The 22,433-nt window shown below is 47.8% G+C and carries 19 protein-coding genes and 1 pseudogene; 9 read left to right on the forward strand and 11 right to left on the reverse strand.

Translation table 11 applies throughout. The features are described from left to right. The first annotated feature begins 1 nt into the window (after position 1). From treC to ACWHAR_RS17775, 3 genes are all read left to right on the forward strand, one after another. Entirely contained in the window at positions 2-1,687 is a 1,686-nt protein-coding gene (treC, locus tag ACWHAR_RS17765; RefSeq protein ID WP_032872303.1) for an alpha,alpha-phosphotrehalase, read from the forward strand. 21 nt (positions 1,688-1,708) lie between these two features. After that, positions 1,709-2,425: a trehalose operon repressor gene (gene treR / locus ACWHAR_RS17770; RefSeq protein ID WP_032872305.1), complete on the forward strand. Its 717-nt coding sequence runs from the start codon at positions 1,709-1,711 to the stop codon at positions 2,423-2,425. Between the two features lie 133 nt (positions 2,426-2,558). Continuing rightward, complete coding sequence (locus ACWHAR_RS17775) at positions 2,559-3,224, forward strand: NAD(P)H-dependent oxidoreductase (RefSeq protein WP_029974056.1); 666 nt, start codon at positions 2,559-2,561, stop codon at positions 3,222-3,224. Positions 3,225-3,259: 35 nt separating this feature from the next. On the opposite strand, the gene ACWHAR_RS17780 is transcribed toward ACWHAR_RS17775, so the two are convergent. The 3 genes from ACWHAR_RS17780 to ACWHAR_RS17790 form a co-directional block, all read right to left on the reverse strand. Beyond that, entirely contained in the window at positions 3,260-4,021 is a 762-nt protein-coding gene (locus ACWHAR_RS17780) for a YibE/F family protein (protein WP_007408500.1), read from the reverse strand. Beyond that, positions 4,018-5,157: a YibE/F family protein gene (locus tag ACWHAR_RS17785; protein ID WP_032872307.1), complete on the reverse strand. Its 1,140-nt coding sequence runs from the start codon at positions 5,155-5,157 to the stop codon at positions 4,018-4,020. The genes ACWHAR_RS17780 and ACWHAR_RS17785 overlap by 4 nt, the downstream gene beginning before the upstream one ends. Positions 5,158-5,366: 209 nt before the next feature. After that, a complete protein-coding gene (locus ACWHAR_RS17790; RefSeq protein WP_087920753.1) occupies positions 5,367-9,659 on the reverse strand; it encodes a multifunctional 2',3'-cyclic-nucleotide 2'-phosphodiesterase/3'-nucleotidase/5'-nucleotidase in 4,293 nt (1,430 codons plus the stop codon). A 220-nt stretch (positions 9,660-9,879) separates the two neighbouring features. Here ACWHAR_RS17790 and ACWHAR_RS17795 point away from each other — a divergent pair, with 220 nt between their 5' ends. After that, complete coding sequence (locus ACWHAR_RS17795; protein WP_003155578.1) at positions 9,880-10,395, forward strand: type 1 glutamine amidotransferase domain-containing protein; 516 nt, start codon at positions 9,880-9,882, stop codon at positions 10,393-10,395. Positions 10,396-10,415: 20 nt separating this feature from the next. Here ACWHAR_RS17795 and ACWHAR_RS17800 read toward each other — a convergent pair whose 3' ends face one another. The 5 genes from ACWHAR_RS17800 to ACWHAR_RS17820 all read right to left on the reverse strand — a co-directional run bounded on the left by ACWHAR_RS17800 (position 10,416) and on the right by ACWHAR_RS17820 (position 15,063). Then, complete coding sequence (locus ACWHAR_RS17800; RefSeq protein ID WP_032872311.1) at positions 10,416-11,447, reverse strand: LacI family DNA-binding transcriptional regulator; 1,032 nt, start codon at positions 11,445-11,447, stop codon at positions 10,416-10,418. 136 nt (positions 11,448-11,583) lie between these two features. After that, positions 11,584-12,468 carry a shikimate dehydrogenase gene (locus ACWHAR_RS17805; protein WP_032872314.1) on the reverse strand — a complete coding sequence of 295 codons (885 nt, stop codon included), beginning with the start codon at positions 12,466-12,468 and terminating at the stop codon, positions 11,584-11,586. A gap of 65 nt (positions 12,469-12,533) precedes the next feature. Then, positions 12,534-13,295 carry a type I 3-dehydroquinate dehydratase gene (gene aroD, locus ACWHAR_RS17810; RefSeq protein ID WP_032872316.1) on the reverse strand — a complete coding sequence of 254 codons (762 nt, stop codon included), beginning with the start codon at positions 13,293-13,295 and terminating at the stop codon, positions 12,534-12,536. A 26-nt stretch (positions 13,296-13,321) separates the two neighbouring features. Next, positions 13,322-14,515 carry an MFS transporter gene (locus tag ACWHAR_RS17815; protein ID WP_007408506.1) on the reverse strand — a complete coding sequence of 398 codons (1,194 nt, stop codon included), beginning with the start codon at positions 14,513-14,515 and terminating at the stop codon, positions 13,322-13,324. A 332-nt stretch (positions 14,516-14,847) separates the two neighbouring features. Then, entirely contained in the window at positions 14,848-15,063 is a 216-nt protein-coding gene (locus tag ACWHAR_RS17820; protein ID WP_003155571.1) for a DUF1128 domain-containing protein, read from the reverse strand. Between the two features lie 155 nt (positions 15,064-15,218). On the opposite strand from ACWHAR_RS17820, the gene ACWHAR_RS17825 reads away from it, so the two are divergent. From ACWHAR_RS17825 to ACWHAR_RS17835, 3 genes are read left to right on the forward strand one after another with little or no spacing between them, the layout of a single operon-like run. Continuing rightward, positions 15,219-15,692: a low molecular weight protein-tyrosine-phosphatase gene (locus ACWHAR_RS17825; RefSeq protein ID WP_012117078.1), complete on the forward strand. Its 474-nt coding sequence runs from the start codon at positions 15,219-15,221 to the stop codon at positions 15,690-15,692. 13 nt (positions 15,693-15,705) lie between these two features. Continuing rightward, positions 15,706-16,032 (forward strand): hypothetical protein, encoded by a 327-nt coding sequence (locus ACWHAR_RS17830; RefSeq protein WP_032872318.1) that lies wholly within the window; start codon positions 15,706-15,708, stop codon positions 16,030-16,032. Positions 16,033-16,043: 11 nt separating this feature from the next. Continuing rightward, positions 16,044-16,883, forward strand: coding sequence for a YihY family inner membrane protein (locus ACWHAR_RS17835; protein WP_032872320.1), 840 nt, complete (start codon positions 16,044-16,046; stop codon positions 16,881-16,883). A gap of 186 nt (positions 16,884-17,069) precedes the next feature. Here ACWHAR_RS17835 and ACWHAR_RS17840 read toward each other — a convergent pair. Further along, a pseudogene (locus tag ACWHAR_RS17840) lies at positions 17,070-18,246 on the reverse strand (MFS transporter). A gap of 158 nt (positions 18,247-18,404) precedes the next feature. Between ACWHAR_RS17840 and cax the strand changes: the two are divergent. Further along, positions 18,405-19,460, forward strand: coding sequence for a calcium/proton exchanger (cax, locus tag ACWHAR_RS17845; RefSeq protein WP_007610064.1), 1,056 nt, complete (start codon positions 18,405-18,407; stop codon positions 19,458-19,460). A gap of 70 nt (positions 19,461-19,530) precedes the next feature. Further along, the gene (locus ACWHAR_RS17850; RefSeq protein ID WP_087920754.1) at positions 19,531-20,325 is read left to right on the forward strand and encodes a YfkD famly protein; all 795 of its coding nucleotides are present in this window, start codon (positions 19,531-19,533) and stop codon (positions 20,323-20,325) included. Positions 20,326-20,353: 28 nt separating this feature from the next. On the opposite strand, the gene ACWHAR_RS17855 is transcribed toward ACWHAR_RS17850, so the two are convergent. Beyond that, positions 20,354-21,187: a mechanosensitive ion channel family protein gene (locus tag ACWHAR_RS17855; protein WP_007408513.1), complete on the reverse strand. Its 834-nt coding sequence runs from the start codon at positions 21,185-21,187 to the stop codon at positions 20,354-20,356. 6 nt (positions 21,188-21,193) lie between these two features. Next, entirely contained in the window at positions 21,194-22,315 is a 1,122-nt protein-coding gene (gene yfkAB, locus ACWHAR_RS17860; RefSeq protein WP_032872324.1) for a radical SAM/CxCxxxxC motif protein YfkAB, read from the reverse strand. Between the last annotated feature and the right edge of the window lie 118 nt (positions 22,316-22,433).

Consider the following 22,433-nt stretch of genomic DNA (forward strand, 5'->3'; position numbering starts at 1 on the left):
AATGAAAAAAGACAGCACACCATGGTGGAAAAAGGCAGTGGTATATCAAATTTATCCGAAGAGCTTTAATGATACGACGGGAAACGGGATCGGTGATCTGAACGGCATTATCGAGAAGCTTGATTATTTGCAGAAGCTTTTGATTGATGTCATTTGGCTTACGCCGATTTACGATTCGCCGCAGAATGACAACGGTTATGACATTCGCGATTACTGCACCATTTATGAAGAATACGGAACGATGGAGGATTTTGAACGCCTTCTCGCTGAAGCGCACAAAAGAGGAATCAAGGTCGTCATGGATCTTGTCGTAAACCATACATCAGTCGAGCATCGGTGGTTCAAAGAAGCGGTCTCGTCACCCGACAGTCCGTATCGGGATTTTTACATTTGGAAAGACGGAAAGGAAGACGGCCGGGCGCCGAACAACTGGGAATCAAAATTCGGCGGTTCCGCTTGGGAGCTCGACCCGGCGTCAGGCCAGCACTATCTGCATTTATTTGATGTGTCGCAGGCCGATTTGAACTGGGAAAATGAAGAGATGAGAAAAAAGGTCTACGACATGATGCATTTTTGGTTCCGGAAAGGGATCGACGGCTTCCGGCTGGATGTGATCAACCTCATTTCTAAAGACCAATCGTTTCCTGATGCCGAGGATGGGCGTGACGGGCGCCCTTATTATACGGACGGGCCGCGCGCGCACGAATTTCTTCATGAGATGAACCGGGAAGTGTTTTCGAAATATGACAGTATGACGGTCGGGGAAATGTCCTCGACAACGGCTGACCACTGCATCCGGTACACAAACCCTGAGAATAAAGAACTCGATATGACCTTTAACTTTCATCATTTAAAAGTGGATTATCCGAATGGTGAAAAATGGGCGCTCGCTCCGTTTGATTTTCTGAAGCTGAAACGGATTTTAGCGTTTTGGCAGACGGAGATGCAAAAAGGCGGAGGCTGGAACGCATTATTCTGGTGCAACCATGACCAGCCGCGGGCCGTATCCAGATACGGAGACGACGGCGTATACCGGACGAAATCAGCCAAAATGCTGGCGGCGGCCATTCATATGATGCAGGGCACGCCTTACATTTATCAAGGTGAGGAGATCGGCATGGGCAATCCGAAGTTCGATGACATCGGCTCATACCGCGATGTCGAATCACTGAACATTTACAAAAAGATGAAGGAAGAAGGCGTGCCCGAAAAAGACATTATCGCCATTTTAAAAGAGAAATCAAGAGACAATGCAAGAACCCCCATTCAGTGGAACAGCGGGCCGCACGGCGGTTTCACGACGGGCACGCCTTGGATTCCGGCGGCGGATGATTATCGGGACATTAACGCGGAAGCGGCTTTGCGGGACCCGGATTCAATTTTCTACCATTATCAGAAGCTCATCAAGCTCAGAAAGGAATATGACATCGTGACTGAAGGAACGTTTGAGCTGCTTGCTGAAGACGATCCGGCAGTTCTGGCGTACGTCAGACACGGCAAGGATGAAAAACTGCTGTGCATCAACAATTTCTACGGGAAAGAAGCGGACTTTACGGTTCCGCTTAAAGACACGGACGGCTGGCGGTTTACGGTGCTGCTGACGAATGATGAACCGAGGGAAGGGCGGCCGGAACGATTGACGCTCCGTCCGTATGAATCGATCGTTTATCATCTGACAAAAGCGTGATACACTAATCTGGGTGGTCAAATGAAAGTGAATAAATACATCACAATCTATAAAGATATGGTGCGGCAGATCGAAAGCGGCCAGCGGAAGGCTGAAGACGTTCTTCCGTCTGAAAATGATTTGTGCGATCAATACGGCACATCACGAGAAACCGTCCGCAAAGCGCTCAATATGCTGGCGCAAAACGGCTACATCCAGAAAATCAAAGGCAAAGGCTCCGTCATATTAGACAGAGAAAAAATGCGTTTTCCCGTCTCAGGCCTGATCAGCTTCAAAGAGCTTTCGGAAACGCTCGGAAAAGAGACGAGAACGACGGTTCACCGTCTCGGGCTGATCCTGCCTCCCTCAGAAGCCGCAAAAGAGCTTGGTACAGAAGCGGATGAAAAGGTGTGGGAAGTCGTCAGATCAAGACGGATTGACGGAGAACATATTATTTTGGACAAGGATTACTTTGTGAAAAAACACGTGCCTCTATTGACAAAGGCGATTTGTGAAGATTCGATCTATGAGTATCTCGAAGGAGAGCTCGGCTTGTCCATCAGCTACGCGCAAAAGGAAATTGTCGTGGAGCCGGCGGGGGAAGAGGACCGGAAGTATTTGGATCTTGGCGGATTCAGCCATATGGCGGTCGTGAAAAACAGCGTCTTTTTGGAGGATACCAGCCTCTTTCAGTACACGGAAAGCCGGCACAGGCTCGATAAATTCCGTTTCGTCGACTTTGCGAGAAGAGAAAAATAAAAACGGACTGCCGCGGCAGCCCATTTTTTTTGTCAGTATCAAAATGAATACTATCCAACAAAAATGTGCGTACTGGTACTTTCAAAAATAATGGCTACAATAGTACATAACGATTGAAAAGGAGAGATCACCAATGTCAGATAAAAAACAGCAGATCATCGAAGCGTATCAATTCAGACACGCCACAAAGGAATTTGATCCTGAGAAAAAAATTTCAGAAAGCGATTTTGAATTCATTTTAGAAACGGGAAGATTATCGCCAAGCTCGCTCGGTTTGGAGCCTTGGAAATTTGTCGTCGTTCAAAATCCGGAGCTTCGTGAAAAACTCCGCGAGTTCACATGGGGCGCGCAAAAGCAGCTGCCGACCGCAAGCCATTTCGTACTTCTGCTTGCCCGGACGGCAAAGGATATCCGTTTTGACGCCGACTATGTCAAAAATCACTTGCGGGAAGTCAAAAAAATGCCGGAAGATATGTATGAAGGCTATATCAGCAAAACGGAAGACTTCCAGAAAAATGATTTCAATCTGCTTGAATCAGATCGCGCGCTGTTTGACTGGGCATCCAAACAGACTTACATCGCCCTCGGCAATATGATGACAGCCGCTGCGCAGATCGGAATCGACTCCTGCCCTGTAGAAGGCTTCAACTACAAAGAAATTCACCGGATTCTTGAAGAAGAAGGACTTCTGGAAAACGGAAGTTTCGACATCTCTGTTATGGCCGCATTCGGCTACCGTGTCAGAGACCCGCGCCCGAAAACAAGATCTGCCTCAAAAGACGTTGTAAAGTGGGTATAAGATAAAAAAAGCTGCCGGGCGTGTCCCGGCAGCTTTTAACGTTTATTTGGTTTTGCTAAAAAACAGGCGGTGATCCAGGACGTAACGGGAATGATGATGCCGATCCCGATTCCGGCGCAAAGAATGGTGACGGCTTCCGCACTGAATACTTTTGAGTTCACTATTTTTTCAGCTGAGTATGATAAGTCTTTAAACCAGATAATTAAAGCCAAATAGCTGCCGAAAAAAGCAAAGAATAACGTATTCGTATTCGTTCCTAAAATATCTCTCCCGATGCTTAATCCGAATGTGTACAGATCTTTTCTGCTCATGGACGGATTATGACTGTAAATTTCCCGCATGGGTGAAGTAATGGAAATCGCGACATCGGTAATCGCCCCAATCGTGCCCATGATGATCATGGCTGCGGTAACCTTCACAAAATCCACCCCGACAAACAGTGTGAATATGCCGATATCACCCAATTCTTCTTCACCGAATCCCTGAATCGAAGTATGTTTTGTTACGGACATAATAAAAAACAGCAGCAGTACAATCGTCAGCATTGCAGAAATAAAGGCGGTTACGGTTTTGACGTTTCCTCCATTAATATAAAAAAGAGTAATGCTGCAGATCACGGCGGAAGAGAGCAATGTTAAAACAATCGGATTGATATGCGGGTCTGTCATGAAAATGATGGTGAGAAAGAGAACTCCGAAATTTAAGAATAACGCAATAAAAGACCTCGCTCCTTTTTTTCCGCCGATGATGACCATTAATAGAAATAAAATCGCCGCGAGAATTACGATGACATTCATGAGCTTGCCTTCTTTCGTTTAATAAAAAAGATAGAAGCATACAGACTGGCGGGTATGGCTAATACGATTCCGATCCCTCCGGCCAATGCTCTGGCTATTTCCAAGGAAATGTTCATAGAAAGAGTGAATCCTATCGGGGAATCATTTTTCAAATACAAAAGCATCATCGGAATAGAGCCGCTTATATAAGCAAAAAACAGAATATTGGTCATCGCCCCCATGATGTCTTTTCCGATCTCCATCCCGGAACGTCTGAGAGCTTGTAATGAGATACCCTTGTTTTCTTCATATAATCCGAAGACAGATGATGTCATGGTAATGGCTACATCCATGACCGCTCCCAGTGATCCGATAAATACCCCGGCCATGAACACCGTGTGATAAGGGCGGGTTAAATACTGCATTTCCTCATATCTGAGACCTTTCTCTCCGGTTGCCAGCATCACCAGATACGTAATCAGCAGGGAAACGAAAGTGCCTGCGAGCGTCGCGGCAATGGCGGCGTATGTTTTCGCGTGAAAACCGCTGACAAGCAGCAATGAGATAACAGTAAAGATGAGAATACAGATACCGCAGATGAAAATTAACCCTATATTAGGATGCTTCCTGTACAAATCTAATGCAAACGACAGTAAAACGGCATTAAACATCAGGCTGACGATCGAAAAGAAGCCTTGTTTTTTTCCGACGATAAGCAAGGTGAAGATGAAAACCCAAGCGATCAGCAAAAGCTGTTTATCCCGTTTTTTATCTATAATGCTTCCCGATATATCCTTGTTTGATGGTTTCCCTTTATCAATAGAAACGAATACTTCATCGCCAATCGAATATTTCTGATCATTCGCTCCGGATGATGAATACTGATTGGACAAATGAATGAGCTGTCCTTTCTGACTGCCGTTTTCAAGTCGGGCAGTGATCGTCTGACTGAAAATCTTATCTTTGTTTTTATGCATGTCCTGTACGTCAGACTGATGTTCCAATGTTGTTTTCGTCACTTTGGCAATCGGCCGCTCATAAAAAGAAGCGTTGTGAGTGACGAAAATGAGCGAGCTGATAAAACAGAGCGCTGTTATCACGTAAAACAGCTTTTTCTTGTAAGACATGCGGTTTCGTTTGTTTCCTGTTATCTTCAAAAAAAGTCCTCCAAACAGGCGGCGCCGTGTGAAAGAGAGGCCCTGCCGTGAAGTGTTAAACGATGCGGATGCAGTCTTTCGCGAATAACGGTCATATTTTATCATTCGGCCGTACGGCTGTCGACTCAGAAGGGGACCGAGAGAAAAAGCTCCCCTGATTTCAGATCAGGAGAGCTCTTGGGATGAACCGCACGATAAAAGCGGTCTTTTTATGCTTCGTTCACTTTTTTTGCTTTTCTTCTTTGATGCAGATACAGTGCCGTTCCGAGCGCGCTGATGAGTAACCCGGCAAGAAGGATGGAATACATCGTCGTGGCCGTATCAGGAAGCAGGCCGCCCGGCGATACCCCGTCCTGTGCAGGGCCGGATGACGGTTTTTGTCCGCTTGGCTGCTTTCCGGAGCCGTGGTCTCCGCTTGTCGGCGGCGCGCTCTTCGTGTTTGCGTTTAATATGGTGTATTCACTGAAATGATTTGTATAGCCCGTGACGAGATCGTGTGAAACCGAACCGTTGTCTGTTTTTGTATAGACGTTCTTTTTCCGGTCTACATGGTAAATGCCGGGCTGTTTCGCCTTTTTCGTATTCTCAATGCGCAGGGTGAGCTTTACCGGCGCTTTGAATGTTTTGATGTCTTTGTTTTTCTGCTTCATTGTAAAGTCGTATACATTTGAAAGCGCCCCGCTTACTTTTCCTTTCGGCGTCACGCCGAATCGTGTATCAGCTGAAGCAGCGTTTGCCATCGGCATTTTCATGCTGAACTTGTCATGCAGGATCGTAAGGGAAGAATCCGATGTTCTGTCCTTTAACAGGCTGATTTGTTTTTTTGTCACGCTGAGATCAATCGGCTTTTTGGCGCCGTCATTCTTATCGTAATACACGATCGGCGTGTTGGCGTTTTTGGCATAAACGGCAAATGCGCTGTCATCTTCAAGCGTCCACGAACCGTTTTTTTGTTTCGTCGGCAGGTACACTTCCTGCGCGCGGCCGTCAACTTTCGGTTCCACCGCTTTTCCCGCTTTTTCAAGCTGCTCGGTGAAGACCTCATAGTCGACAAAGCCAAGGTCTTCTTTATGGGACGCTTCGTTAAAGACGGAATATCCGTCTCCGCCTTCACCGACAAAGTTACTGGTGGCGACTCTGTATGTCTTCTTATCAGAAATCGGCTTTACGCTGCCGTCATCCTGTACGGCCGCAGCTTGAAGAACGCGGTGTCCCGGCTTTTTATTCAGTGTAAACGTGTATGTTAAACCGGCAACTTGAGGGAAGGCGCCGCCTTGAGCCTCAATTCCGCTTAACCCTTGTTCCAAGGCTTGTTTGATCTGTTTGCCGGTTAAATCCGCGACGTAAAGCGTGTTGCCGAACGGCATTACATTCAGCACATCGCCGAGTGTGATGTCTCCTTTATCAATGCCCGCGCGGATGCCGCCCCCGTTTGTGATCGCGATTTGGGCGCCGGCCGCTTCCTTCGCTTTTTGCAGCATGCCGTCCGCGATGAAGTTTCCGAGATTGGTTTCTTTGGAGCGGACATGCTCGCGCTGGCCGTCAAGTGCGACCTTCGTTGAGCCGACTTTTTCATTTTTGACTGAGACGAGCTCTTTTTTAAACGGATCAAGCTCTTTTTTCAGACCCGGGTCTTCTTTCGTCTGCTCGTTCACCGGCAGCGCTTGAAGAGAGGATTGTTCCGGCAGAACGACGCCGTTTTTGTCAAATGCGACATCGACACGGCCTAAATATTCGCCGTATTCTTTTGCCTGAGCGACGATGGTCGGCTCTTCGTTTTTAACAATTTCCATTTTATCTACAAGCGTATGCGTATGTCCGCCGACGATTAAGTCGATGCCTTTTACTTTTTTGGCAAGATCGAGATCACGCTGATGCCCGATATGGGTCAGGGCGATAATTTTATTGACATGTTCTTTGTTCTTTATTTCTTTTACCGTATCTTGTGCGGATTGGAAGGCATCATGAAAGACAATGCTTTTTCCCGGGCTTGATGTGACGGACGTATCTTCTGTCGTTAAGCCGAATACGGCGACTTTTTCTCCGTTTACATCAAGCAGAATATATGGATAGATGCCTGCTTTTTTCTTTTTCCCTGCCGTAAATGTGTCTGCTTTTTTCATGAATGGTCTGAGTTTTGACTCTTTGGACACATCGACATTTGAGCTGACGAGCGGGAAGTCAGGCGCTTGGAAATCGTATTTTCCGGACGGGTCAGCCGCGCTCCCGTTACCGCTCAGGAAGCTGGCGAGAGCACCCGGTCCTTTATCAAACTCATGATTTCCGAAGGTCATTGCGTCGTAGCCCATGCTGTTCATCAATTTTAAATCAGCCAGCCCCTGCCACTTTGTGAAATAGAGATCGCCTGAAAAAACGTCTCCCGCATCCAGTAAAATGCTGCGGTCGGTTTCGCTTCTGATTTTCTTGATTTTCGTCATCCGCCTCGCCGCGTTATCAAGGTGGGCGTGCGTGTCGTTTGTATGCATAACGGTGAGTTTCCATGCATCATCTTTCGGCGGATCTGTGCCCGGTTCATCATCTTTGAATTGGAGCTTGTACTGTCCGTAGCCCGCGTTTTGTGATTCACCGATATAGGCGACGTCATCTGCGCGGTCGGCAAACGGCTTTGCGGCCAAGGAAGATTCAAATGTCAGGTTTGTCCCTTTGACCGGAAGGATGGACCAGTTATGATCAGCCTGCGGATTAATCGTTTTCTGCTGTATGATGTAATCCATTAAGACCTGCCTGTTCTCATCGGCTGATGAATATACGATTTTATCATTGCTTAAGTGAGGGAATCCTCCGCCGCCTGAAGCGCGGTAATTATTTGTGACGATCAGAAATTCCTGCTTGGCGCTGACGGGCTTTCCTTGATAAGAAAGGTTGACGATCCGGCTTGCATCGGGATGAATGACTGTTCCGTTTTCGTTGTATTTCGCCGGTTTTGTGACATCGACCTGATAGGTGACACCGTCAATGACATCAAAATTGTATGAGCGGTAGGCATCATTTAAAAGCGCTTGGCTGCCGCCTTTTGCCTGATCGATCTGATTAAATTGCCCCGCGGACATTTCGAGCCAGTCCTTCACTTCGCTTCCGTTCAGCTTGACGATCTGAACCGTGTTGTCATACAGGTACAAATCGCCGATATTTTTGATGGCGAGGTCGCCTGCGGAAATGTTTGTATAGTAGTTTGAGCCGTTCCGCCCGCCGGCTTTAAACGGGGCGCCCGCCGAGAGGATAGGCAGATCTTTGTATTCCGTATCCTTCATCTTATTTTCGGCGTACCATTTTTGCGCATCCGTTACGATTTGAATGGACGGATCATCTTTGACTTGGGCGAAGAAACTGTTGATATCGGCTTTTGTCTGGCCGACGGGTTCTCTGATGTATTTCAAAGTGCCTTCGTGCGCTTTTTTGACGGTATTGACGACGGTTTCGTTTTCCGACGTCACATTGCCGGCAATCGGCTCGATGCTGCCTTTTGCATCTTCCACATGCCACGCGCTGTCTGTTTTTTTAAGCCGGAGGTCGATGACGCCCGCATATTTGCCCCAGCTGCTTGACATAACAACGGGGATGCCGTTAATCGTGCCTTTATCGACGTCGAATTGATCAGCGCCTTTGTATTCGGCATCAGGGAAAAGCCCGTGCTGATGGCCGGATACGATCGCGTCAATTCCGGCGACTTTCGTTGCCAGGTCAAAAACGGCGTTTTCCGCTCCGGAAGACTGCGCTTTTTTTTCGATGCCGCTGTGGGCGAGGGCGATGACGATATCGGCTCCTTCAGCTTTCATTTTCGGAACGGTTTTCTTTGCGGATTCCACAATGTCTTCGACCTGAACGTGGCCTTCGAGATTTTTCTTATCCCACGTCATGATTTGGGGAGGAACAAAGCCGATGTAGCCGACTTTTATCTGATGCTTGCCGCCTTTTTCATCCGTGACGGTTTTGTCTTTTATGACATAAGGCGTATAACGGTTTTCGCCGCTTAATGTTTTCACATTGGCGTTGACGATCGGATAATCAGCGCCTTTGATTGTCCCGTCCAGAAATTCAAGCCCGTAATTAAATTCATGATTGCCGAGTGTTCCTGCGTCATAATGCAGACTGTTCATCACTTCAATGATCGGATGGGTCTTTGCGCCTGAAATGATATCATTTTTCTCATATTTTACGGCGTATTCTCCGAGGGGATTCCCCTGAATCAGGTCTCCGTTATCGACAAGCAGCGTATTCGGGTTTTCGCGCCTGTGCTTCTCAATAAGCTGAGCCGTTCTGGCCAGCCCGAATTCCGTTGTCGGTTTGTCGCTGTAGTAATCGTAGTCCATCATGTTAGCGTGAACGTCAGTTGTGGCTAAAATGCTGAGATTCACACTGGAGGATTTGTTTTCTTCTGCTTTAATGGGTGATGTTGGGAGGATTAGACTAAGTATCATAACTAGGGGCAGCAGAATACGGAGTGTCATATTGACGCTGCATCGTCTTTTCTGTATTCTCACCTGTTCTCCACCTTTCAACAAATTTTGTCATGCAGTACCATTGTAAGAATATTTTGTGAAAGTTCATATAGATTTCATGATGATTCTTGTAAAAAGATGAAAAATGAGGATAATGACCTATGTAAAACGGATGAGCGGCAAACGCGTTACCTATGTTTGATGTTAGTGTGGCTGGGGTACATAGATTTATGTAGACTTCATCAAGCAGGAGGTAGTAACTATGGGTAAAAAAATTGCAGTTGTATTAACGGATTATTTTGAGGATGTCGAGTATACTGAACCTGCGAAAGCTTTTAAAGATGCAGGTCATGAATTAACCGTAATTGAACAGGAAAAAGGAAAAACAGTCAAAGGCAAACAAGGGGAAGCGGAAGTGAAAGTGGACGCGTCCATCGATGATGTGAATCCGAAAGACTTTGACGCATTGCTGATCCCGGGCGGATTCTCTCCTGACATGCTGCGTGCGGATGACCGTTTCGTCCAATTTGCCAAAGCGTTTATGGATGATAAAAAACCGGTGTTCGCCATCTGCCACGGACCTCAGCTTCTTATCAACGCGAAAGCATTGGACGGGCGCAAAGCGACAGGATTTACTTCTATCCGAATCGACATGGAAAACGCGGGCGCGAATGTGGTGGATGAAGAAGTTGTCGTCTGTCAGAACCAGCTGGTCACAAGCCGCACACCGGATGACATTCCGGCATTCAACCGCGAATCATTAAAACTGCTTGCGTAATATAAAAGCGGAGCGCCGTATCAGGCGTTCCGCTTTTTTTGTGAAGATTCCCGGATGACCAGCTCAGGCGCCAGAATAATGCGTTGTTTTTTGTGCTGGGAATTGGTGATTTTATGATGCAGCAATTGAGCCGCTTCTTTTCCCGACTGCCGCGGAAAGGAAGAAACGGTTGTAAGCGGGGGATAAGAAATTTCAGCTTCCGGCACGTTATCAAAGCCGACAATGTCAATATCTTCGCCCGGAATGAGCCCGGCTTTTCTGATCCCTTGCATGACGCCGAACGCGACCAAATCACTGAAGCAGAAAATCGCGGTCGGGCGCTCAGACCGGCGGAGGAGCTCCGTCACGGCTTCACAGCCTGCTTCGCGGGTCGGCGTGCTGTCAATGACATAGTCATTTTTTACTTCCAGATCCGCTTCACGGAGCGCTTTTTTAAACCCTTTCATACGTTTCGTCCATGTTGACGAGTGCTTCACGCCGCCCAGAAACGCAATCTCCTGATGGCCTTTCTCAATGAAATGACGCACTGCCTTATAGGTGCCTTCCTCATAATCGGCTCCGACAAAATCACAGTCGGCATCGGCAATCTCCCTGACGGCGAGCACGACCGGAATGTCAAGCTGCTCAAGGCGGGAAAGGGTTTCCTCAGCCGTACCTGAAACCGGACACAAAATCAATCCGCCTACCCTGTGCTCCAGCATGGTCGAGATCAGCTGCTCCTGCTTGGCGACGGAATCAAATGTCGTGCCTAACAGCACCGTTAATCCGACTTCCTCAAGCGTATTCTGAACGCCGATCAGAAACTCTGAGAAAAACGTATTGGAAATGTCAGTGATAATCAATCCTACCGTTGTGGACGTCTGTGATCGTAAATTCGCGGCAACCCGATCATATACGTACCCCAGCTCCCGCATGGATTGCAGCACTTTCTCACGGGTCGCTTCGGAAATTCGGGGATTATTGCGGACAATTAATGAAGCGGTGGATGTTGAGACGCCGGCATGCTCAGCGACCTGCTGCAATGTCACCCGGCGTTTTTTTTGCTGTTTCATACGTCGCATTCCTCACTTGGTTTTTATTCGTTACATCCATTATAAGCGTTTTGGAGGCTGAGAAGAAAGAGAGAGGGGGAGAAAATGATAAAGCGCCGGAAGACGGATTGTCCTTCGGCGCTTCTGTCACAATAGGTTATTCAAACATTTGCTCTTTAATATACTGAACCGGCATTTCACGGCCTGTCCAATATTCAAACGCCATGGCGCCCTGCCAAAGCATCATGCCGAGGCCGTTAATGGTGTTGCAGCCGGCCGCTTGAGCTTGTTCAAGCAATTTCGACGTCACGGGGTTGTAAACGACGTCTGTCACAATCAAATCAGGACGGAGCATGGATGTATCTTCAATGACGCTCAAGCCTTCAAGCGGTTTCATACCGACACCCGTTCCGTTTGTGAAAATATCGCTTGAAGCGATTTCAGCACGCAGCGCATCTTGATCTTCGAGCGGGAAGACTTTCGCTTTGCAAGAAGATCCCTTCATTTCTTCATTGATGATGCGGACGTTTTCTTCCGCTTTTTCGAAAAACGCGTCATTGCGGGCGAAAATAGAGATTTCTCCGAGGCCTTCCAATGCGGATTGAATCGCTATCGGAGTGGCGGCCCCGCCGGAACCGACCAGCGTCATTTTTTTGCCTGTGATATTGATGCCGTGTTCTTTTAAGTTGCGGACGTATCCCATACCGTCAGTGGAGTGTCCGATCAGTTTGCCGTTTTCATTAACGACTGTATTCACCGCGCCGGTGAATTTCGCTGAATCCGCGAGTTCATCGAGGTAAGGGAGAATGTTCATCTTGTTCGGCATCGAGACATTGAATCCTCTGACGTTTAAGGCGCGCATTCCCGTTACCACATCTTCCAGCTGTTCATTGCCGACTTCAAACGCGAGGTAAGCGTAGTTCAATCCTAATTTTTTAAACGCCAGGTTGTGCATCGCCGGAGATAAAGAGTGTCCGATCGGTGTCGCGAATAATCCGATAAGCTGAGTTTTTCCGTTAATCCGTCCTAATTCTTTCTTCATGATGTATTCCTCCGTAAGTCCATTCATTTGTTTTTCATCCCGCTTTGAGGGCAGAAAAACGCTGATTACATATGTTTATTTAAAATGCTGAGTACGCTGCGCAATTCTTCAACGGGAATCTGTCCGGGCGCTGATGCTTCTTTGCCCGCTCCGAACGTGCACGCTGAGCCGAAGACTTCGCCGGCCAGGCGGCTGATCAGGCCTGTCCCCGCCATTGACATTGTGATGATCGGCCGGTCCGCGTATTGTGTTTTCATCGTGTGAGTGGCATCCAATAAGACGAAAACATCTTCAGTGCTTTGCGGCATCACCGCGATTTTCGGAATGTGCGCGCCGTACGCCTGCATGTTCCGCAGCCGGGAAATGATTTCTTCTTTTTTCGGTGTCTGATGAAAATCATGATTGGACATGACGACATATACGCCGTTGTCTTCAGCGGTTTTCACAATTGATTTGACTTCCGCTTCTCCCGTAAACAACTCAACGTCCACAAGGTCAATGTGTTTTGTTTCGATGGCGGTTTTAAGCAATTCAATGTAAAAGCGATCATCAATAACTTTATTTCCGCCTTCTTTATGAGTTCTGAATGTGAAAAGCAGCGGTGTTGCGCCTGCGGCTTTCCGCAGCTTTTCAAGCATGCTTTTTACGGCGTTCAGGCTGTCAACGTGCTCGTACACATCCGCCCGCCACTCAATGATATCCGGGCGAAGCCTGTTGACGGCTTCAATTTCTTCGAGCAGTTCTTTCTCTCCGGCCGCCATCAGCGGCACAATGATCTTCGGAAGCCCTTCGCCGATGACCGTGTTTCTGATCGTGATAGATTGCATGATAAATCCTCTCCCTTAAAAAATAGTCAGGCTTTCATCACTTGCTTAAAGCGGATTCCGATAAACAATGCGAGAAGGGCGCTGACGGCCGCAATTCCGATATCAAGCAGAAAAACAGGCGTCAGGCCGGCCGCTTTGGATATCGCTCCCGTTACAAGCGGAATGACAATAAAAGATAAGCTTGATGCTATATTAACAAAAGATGTGATCGTACCTTTATTTTTAGGGAATAAAACAGCCATAACCGTCATCGCCAATTGCAGAATGCCCGCAGTTGAAAGTCCGATGACAAAGGAGCTGATGACCGATACGGCCGGCTGATGAATGAAAATCAGAGCAAGCAGCGCGATTGCCGCGATCACAGGGTACAGCACCATTACCGTAATCGGCTGAATCACTCTGTTTAACAGCACAGCCAGCAATAATACGGATACAAGCGCCCCGATGCTGTAATAGCTCAACAATTTGACGGCCTGCACCTCAGGCATGCCCAAAACGGTTTGCCCGAACTTAGGAAGCCATACTTGAACGAGCATAAACAGCGCCGTAGATGAAAAGCCTAACAGAATGATCGCAAGACCTTCGCGCCATATCGACGGCTGTGATGTGAACGCGTCATCAGACGGAGAGGCTTCCGTCCGGCCGCCGTCTTCTTTTTGCTTATGATTCGGAAACGGAACTTTTAACAGGAAAAAGCCGTTCAGGAAGAAAATAATGCCCGGTACGAAAAACGTCCAGCCGTAAAACAAATGCCTGTCCGCAATAAACGCGATAAAAAACGGAAGCACCGTCGCACCGATGGATACAAACGCTTTGATTAACACGGTTGCAGAGCTTGCGTTTTTCGGAAATCCTTCAATAAGCGCCGGATATGTCCCGGAATCCAAAAAGGAATTGGCGATCCCGGCGAAAATGGCGAAGATAAACGCGGCCGTGTAGTTTGTCGAAAGCGGAATTCCGATTAGGAAAATCAGATACAGAAAGGCGCCCGACACGATAAACGGCCGTCTCCCGAATGTATCCGAAAGCTTCCCGGCAAACAGAAGCGAAATCAGCTTTCCGATCCCGATGGCGGAGACCAAATAGCTGACCCCGGCTGCGGATGTATGAAGCTGTTTTGATAATGCCTCCATATTGGATGCGATAATAATATTGATCATGCCCAGCAGGAAATAGTTAATATAAAGACCCGCTGCCATTTTGGTGTATATGTTTTTCATGATGACATCCCCTAATGCGGTTAATAAAGAATTAAATTATTTTTTAAATTGATAAGCGCAGATCCATTCCCCTTTATTGAACCACTGCCTTTCTTTGAAAACTGTTTGATAAAACGGCTGCTGAGACAAACTTGAATAACGCTGATATCACAATGAGTATATCGTTCTACTAAATAAAAAAAGATAAGCGGCCCGCTCATTTAGTATATCGTTCTACCAAGTTCACAGTTACTATACTCCTTCTTTTTATATGTGTCAAACCGATGAACTTTTATTTTTTACTTTTTTAAATCAAAAAAGACCCGCCGTTTTTCGGCAGGTCTGACATGGGTTTATTTTCTGAGAGAGGCGAGCTCCTCGGCAATGGCCTGCATTTCACTCGGGCTGAATGATGCTTTTTTCATCACCATTTGATGAAGGTATGTAAGATCTTCTATTTTTTCATCACTGAAATCTTCCGCTCTGATGACACCGACATTGAGCATGTTGAGCTTTTGCGAAATGTCTTCAATCATTTTGTTTAACGTTTCTGTTTGTTGGCTCGGCAAATTCATGCATCCTTTCATGACCGTTTTCGTACCCTTTATTCTAACAGAATTCATTTAGAATAAAAGCTTATTTCCACAGCCGCAGAAAAGTTGCTAAGATGATGATAAGGTTTTTGATCCTCAAAATGCGGGGAAAGAATAGGGAGGTTATTGATATGATACATGTGCTGTTTGTCTGTCTGGGAAATATTTGCCGGTCGCCTATGGCAGAGGCGGTATTTTCTGATATGGTGAAGAAAAACGGGCTGAACGGGCAGATTAACATTGATTCAGCGGGAATCGGCGCCTGGCATGCGGGAAATCCGCCGCATGAAGGGACAAAGGAGATCCTAAAGAAGAAAGGGATCAGCGCAAGCGGCATCACGGCGAGGCAGGTCCGTGAGTCTGATCTGACCGATTTTGATTACGTCATTGCGATGGATGCAGAAAATATCGGACATCTGCGCAGCATGGCCGGTTATAAAAAAGCGGCGCCGCGTATTGCAAGGCTGCTTGATTATGTACCGGAGTCGGACCTTGCGGACGTGCCCGATCCGTATTATACCGGGAATTTCAGCGAGGTGTACGCTTTGGTCGAGTCCGGGTGCCGTCATTTGCTGGAGACAATAAAGAAAGACCATCACTTATAAGGGGGATTGACCGATGAAGCAGACACGCATCATGGCAAAAGCGATTCTGATCGGCGCTGCCGCCGGCGGAGCACTGTCCTTATTACATAAGCCCACGAGAGAGGGATGTTTCCGGAACATGGACGCGTGCAGGCGCCGTGCGGCATTTTACCGAAAACATCCTGAAGCCCTGAAACAGCAGGCTTCCGCAAAACTTGATCAAGTGAAAATCATCGCCAATACCGTATCGGAAGATCTGAGTTTTTTAAACGGGCAGATCACCAAGCTGAAGCAGACGACGCCGCAGGTCATTGACCTGTTAAAAGAAACGAAGGAGCATTTTTCGAAAAACGATCATTGAGGTGGGATGTCATGGGTTTTATAAAAGAGCTGTTTGCAAGGTTTTCACTGCATGAAGGACAAAGTAAATCGGCGGAGCTGGCGTATTTTTTCCTGCTGTCATTGTTTCCGTTGATGATTTTCATGCTGACGCTCACCGCCTATCTTCCCATATCGGCAGAAGACGTGCTCGGGGCGGTCGATCAATACGCGCCCGACAGCGCCATGTCTATGGTGAAATCCATAACGGAGCAAACGCTGAACAAGCGCAGCGGCGGGCTTTTGTCATTCGGGATTATCGCCGTCATCTGGTCGGCTTCGAATGGCATGAACGCGATTGTCAGAGCATTTAACCATGCCTACGAAGTCGAGGAAAACCGCTCATTTATCATCATTCGCCTGACCTCAATTTTTTTAACCATCGCGATGGTGGTTACGATTTTAATCGCACTGCTTCTGCCGGTGTTCGGCAGAGAAATCGGAATGCTGGCCGCAGATTTCATCGGCGCTTCCGGCCTGTTTTTGCAGGTGTGGTCGGTTGTCCGCTGGGGTATCAGTCCGCTTATCCTGTTAATCGTGTTTACCGCGCTTTACATTTTCGCGCCGAATAAAAGGCTTTCCCTCCGTTTTGTCCTGCCGGGAGCCGTATTTGCGGCAGCCGGCTGGATTATCGTCAGTATGCTGTTCTCATTTTACGTCGGCACCTTTGCCAACTACAGCGCCACATACGGGAGCATCGGGGGAATTATCGTCCTTATGATCTGGTTTTACCTTACGGGAACACTGCTGATTTTAGGAGGAGAAATCAACGCGCTTTTACATAAACGTAAAAAGCTTCCTGATGAAAATCCGTACCGCGGGAGCAAGCTATAGAGGAACGGATGACGTTCAAGCTGAAAAACGGAGGGAATCGGCTATGACCAAGCATACGAAAAAAGGCGGAAGCCATAATAAACAAAATTCAAAAAACGGCCCGAAGAATAAAACAAGCGGAAGCGCTAACGGGCAGAACGGATACCACTAGAAAGAAGCCGCCTGACTTAGATCAGGCGGCTTTTTTTATGAGGCCGGAAAAGAATGGGATTCGGATGCGGGACTGTGCTTTGTTTTCCCGAAGACGAGCGCAAGCCAAATACAGACCAGAATCACCGTAATAAAGTAAAACAAATTGGCGCTTTCAAACCGCTGCATATACCAGCCGCCCGCCACCGGGCCGATCATGCTGCCGAGGCTGAAGGAAATGCCGCAGAGCAGATTGCCCGCCGGCAGCAGATGGGACGGCAGCAGGTCGCTCATATAGCTGATGCCGAGAGAAAACATACTGCCGACCGCCATTCCCGCCGTGAAAAAGCAGCAGCCGATGACAGAAGGCGACGGAAACAGTCCGGCCGTCAAAAAGCAAAGGGCACCCGTTAATAAGATGACGAGCAGGACACGTTTTCTCCCGAATCGATCGCTTAATAAACCGAGAGGGAACTGGAATACAATACTTCCGATGGCAAAAGCGGGCAATATCAGCGCGACGGCATCGACTGATATGCCTAAACGCAGGGCGTACACGGGAAAGCTTCCGTTCAGCGCCGTTTCTAAAAAACCGTACCCGAAAGCCGGGAGAAAAGCGACCCAGCCGAAAAGAAGGGCGCGGTAAAACCGTTTTGCGCTATTGTCCCCGGATGTTTCATCCGGACCTTGCGCCGGGTACTCATTACGTAAGACAAATACAAACAGCCAGGCGGCAAGACTGATACAGCCGGATACGATGAACGGAAGGGACGGACTTGTTTTCACAAGAGGGACCATGAACGGGCCGACAGCGAATCCGAGCCCGAAGGACAGTCCGTACAGCGAAATGTTTCTTCCTCTGTTTCGGGGCGTTGACTTTGACGTCACCCACGTTTGGGTTGAAAAATGCAGCATATGATCCCCGATTCCGATAAAGAGCCGAAGAAAAAACCATAACCATATGGATTGAAGCCAAATAAAACTGAATAAGCTGATGATAACAAGAAATCCGCCCATGACCATCAGAGGTTTGAACCCGAGCTTGCGCAGCGGGGCCTCCATAAACGGCGACGCCAGAAGCACGCCGATATAAAGGCCGGTTGCGTGAAGTCCGTTTATGGCTGCTGATTCCCCGTTCGTTTCAAAAATGACGGAGATCACCGGCAGAAGCATGCCTTGGGAAAATCCGGAGATGGAAACAAGCAGAACCAAAATAGAAGTACAGTCGTGACATCGCGTATTTCTCCTTCTTCAGTATCTTTCTTGATCGTACACGGATTTGTCGCGTCCGGCAACCTGAAAATGCCAATTCGGGCTGCCGCGGAAGTGTAATTGAGGGAGTTTTTGAGAAGGATATAAAAAGACTCATTCGAAAAAAGGAGCCAGGCAGATATGAATCGGATTTTTTTCTTTACGGCTGCGGCGGGAGTGCCGCTTTCAGTCATCGGCGGCCTGATGCACTGGCCGTCAGCGGTTTTGTTTATTATTTATTGCTTGACGATTATTGCGCTTGCAAGTTATATGGGGAGAGCGACTGAATCTCTTGCCATTATCGCGGGACCGCGGATCGGCGGTCTGCTGAATGCCACGTTCGGCAATGCGGTAGAGCTGATTATATCGCTTTTCGCCTTAAAAGAAGGGCTGACGGGCATCGTGCTTGCTTCACTGACCGGTTCGGTGCTCGGCAATCTTCTGCTCGTCGCGGGATTGTCGTTTTTTATCGGCGGTTTGAAATACAAGCGGCAGGAATTCAATATTCATGATGCCCGGCATAATTCCGGCCTGCTGATTTTTGCCATTATCGTAGCTTTTGTCATTCCCGAAGTGTTTTCCATGGATATGGGGGAAAAAAACAAGCTTGATTTGAGTGTCGGCATCAGCATCATCATGATCCTTTTGTACGTGGCGGCTCTTTATTTCAAGCTCGTCACCCACCGCGGTGTTTATCAGCCGAATCAGCCGGAGGCAAAGGTAGAAGAGGAGCAGCCTGAGTGGTCGGGGAAAAGAGCGACAGCCGTCTTATTTATTTCAACCATTATCGTCGCCTACATATCTGAAAACCTTGTCCATACGTTTCATGCGGTGGCTGAACAGTTCGGCTGGAGCGAGCTGTTTATCGGGGTGATTATCGTCGCGATCGTCGGAAATGCCGCAGAGCATGCGTCGGCGATTATTATGGCGTACAAAGACAAGATGGATGTCGCCGTTGAAATCGCGGTAGGCTCGACTTTGCAGATCGCCATGTTTGTGGCTCCGGTTCTTGTGATCTGTTCCATCTTTTTTCCGGTCAATATGCCGCTTGTATTCACATTGCCCGAGCTTGTCGCGATGATCTCATCCGTCCTTTTGATGACGATGATTTCAAATGACGGTGATTCGAACTGGTTTGAGGGGGCTACGCTCCTTGCCGCTTATGTCATCATGGCGATCGGTTTTTTCCTGCTTTAACCTGTAAAAAATGCGGATAACAACGATTGCGGAGGAAAAGACTAAAGGAAAATGCTATAGAAAGAGTGATATGATGAGAAAGCTGTTTCATGCCACACTGATTCTGCTGTTATCCTTTAGTTTTTTCGCAACGCCGTCTGCCGATGCAAAAAAACCGTTTAAAGTTCCCAACTCTGTCGTAAGCATTTCAAAGGAAAATACGTATCCGAATGCTTCACAGGATCAGCCGATGCTTCAGCCGAGCAAACTGGCAAAGGAATTGTTAGATACATCCGAGATCAACATCGAAAATCCGCATCTGATAAAGATGCTGAATGAATCCTCGGTTTCCGGTTCACCGCTTGCCATCGGATACCGGGCGACAATATTTCTCGGGAAATGGGCGCTCGGCTATCAATCGAACGAAACGGTCGCCAACTGGGAATATAAAAAAATCAATACGAACAGAGCGGATAACCGGGGCGGGCAGCAAACCGCGGTTATCTCATACGCCCAAGAACAGCAATACAAAATCAAAGGCGGGCTCACTGCGAAGGTGCCGAACGCAGAAGACGTAAAAAGCATGATGATGCAAAAAGCGATGAAGAAAACAAAACTGCCGCTCGCGTTTGAAACGGTTATCGGCGCAGGCACAAAACGCGATCAAACCTACAAAATTTCTCCGCAGCGGCTCGGCTACCTGCACGCCTACGCTCCGGCCGTTAATGAAAAAGGAAAAGTAACATACGGTGAAGTGTATTTGGTGCTGAAAGGCAGCAAGCGGAAACTTGTCGTCAAAAATGTGACTTCGCAAGGAATCGGGGCTTGGATTCCGGTGCAGGATCACGTCACATTCGGTTTTCAAATGACAGCGCAGCCGAGATAAATAAAAAAAGCTGATTCCGGTTCGGGAATCAGCTTTTTTGTGTGTGATACATTTCCTCAAGCAATTGCACATTGTTGTTGTACAGCTCCCGGGCAAGAACGCGTCTCACCGCAAGGCTCGCCGAGAAGTATTCTGTGTCTTGAACCATGCCTTTGACAGTAAATTCTATGCCTCTTGTCAATTTGTTCAGGCTCATAATTCCATGTACTTGAAACGGCTCCGTCGCATTGAGAAATTCATCCCGCTTCAGTGAATCGCGAAGCTCATCATTGAGCATGTCGCAGGCTTTTTCTAAGACGGCATATACCCGCTCGGGATCTTCCTTGTAACTGATCACGACGGATTCGGTAATCCGCATAAAATCAATGTTATAGTTTTGAAGCTGTCTGACCTCACCGTTTGAAATGGTAAGCAGCTTGCCGGTCCACTCACGGATCTGGAGGGAACGGAGTCCGATTTCTTCGACTGTGCCGTTGAACAGATTGTTAATCGTCACGTAATCGCCTTTATGAAGCTGGCGTTCGTATATCAAAAAGACACCGGCCAATATGTCCTTGATTAACGACTGTGCGCCGAAACCGATGACGATACCGGCAACACCCGCCCCGGCTAAAATTCGGCCGAAATCATGAACGAATAAAGAAATGACGTAAAAGATAAAACCGATCGTCGCCGTATACTGGGTGATGGACCGGACGAGGCTTTCAATCGTTTTCCCTTTCCGTTCCTCTAAGAAATCCGTGCGTTTAAATAACACCTGGACAAAGCGGTTGATCAAAAAAACACCGGCGTAAAGCACGAGAGCGACGATGATGATCTCAACCACTTTGCTTTTCAAAATGTCCGTAATTGTCGTTTCCATCTTCTGTTAACCTCTGGCTTTTCGTAATGAAAAATCCGTATCCTGATAATAACTGTTTTTGACAAGGACGTTCGGGCCGAGGCACCGGACGTTTGTGCAGCGGCAGTTCAGCTCTTTGCTCAGCTTCGTCTGTCTCCACTTGTCATATGCTTCAGGAAGGCTGTCTGTTTTAATATTGCCGAGCGGCGGTGTATCGCCGAAATCCGTGACAATGATATTTCCGTCAAAAATGTTGACATTCAGGCGGGAGCGGCCGTCAGGGTCGTTTCGCACCGTAACGTTTTTTGCTTCCCGCAGGCGGCGGAGGAGCTTCTGGTCTTCTTCATCAGGGCTGCATGCGTAAAACGGGAGCGTACCGAACAGCATCCATGTCTCTTCATCGCGAATGTCGAGCAGATGATGAATAGCCTGTCTCATGTCCGTCAGGCTGAGTGATTCAAGCGCGCTGGCGAAATCACTCGGATACATCGGATGGACTTCGTGCCGCTGGCATTTCATTTCTTCCGTAATCTGCCGGTGAATATGTTCAATATGCGGCAGCGTCCGTTTGTTCAGCATCGTTTCCGCTGAAACCATTACGCCTGCTTCGACAAGCGTGCGGCTGTTTTCAATCATTTTGTCAAAATAGCGCGCCCGCTGTTCAAATGTCGGTTTCTTCTCCATCATCGCAAATCCGATGTCGGCAAAGTCCTCGACCGTTCCCCAGTTGTGAGAAATGTGAAGAACGTCCAAATAAGGAATAATCCGTTCGTAGCGCCCGATATCAAGCGTCAGGTTTGAATTGATCTGTGTACGGACGCCGCGTTCATGCGCATATTTTAAAAGCGGGACGACGTATTCCTTTACCGATTTCAGCGAAAGCATCGGTTCGCCGCCCGTAATGCTGATAGAGCGTAACAGAGGAATTTCATCAAGCCGCTTTAATAAAAGGTCGATCGGCAGCGCATTCGGGTCTTTCGGCTGGAGCGTGTACCCGACGGCGCAGTGCTCGCATCTCATATTGCACAAAGTCGTCGTTGTGAATTCAACGTTCGTCAGTTTCATATCTCCATACTGGTCGACATCCATGTACGCTTCCCAAGGATCGTACTCCGGTGTGATCGGACGCAGTGTTGTGTTTTGTGTCATGACTATCTAACTCCTTTATAAATGGGGCATACTAACGTCTGCCAACTGTTAATTTTAGACCTGATCTGCCAAGATCGCAAGTAGCGGAACCATTGAAAAACGGCAAAAAATACGCTAC

Source organism: Bacillus sp. LR--39, from assembly GCF_053613335.1.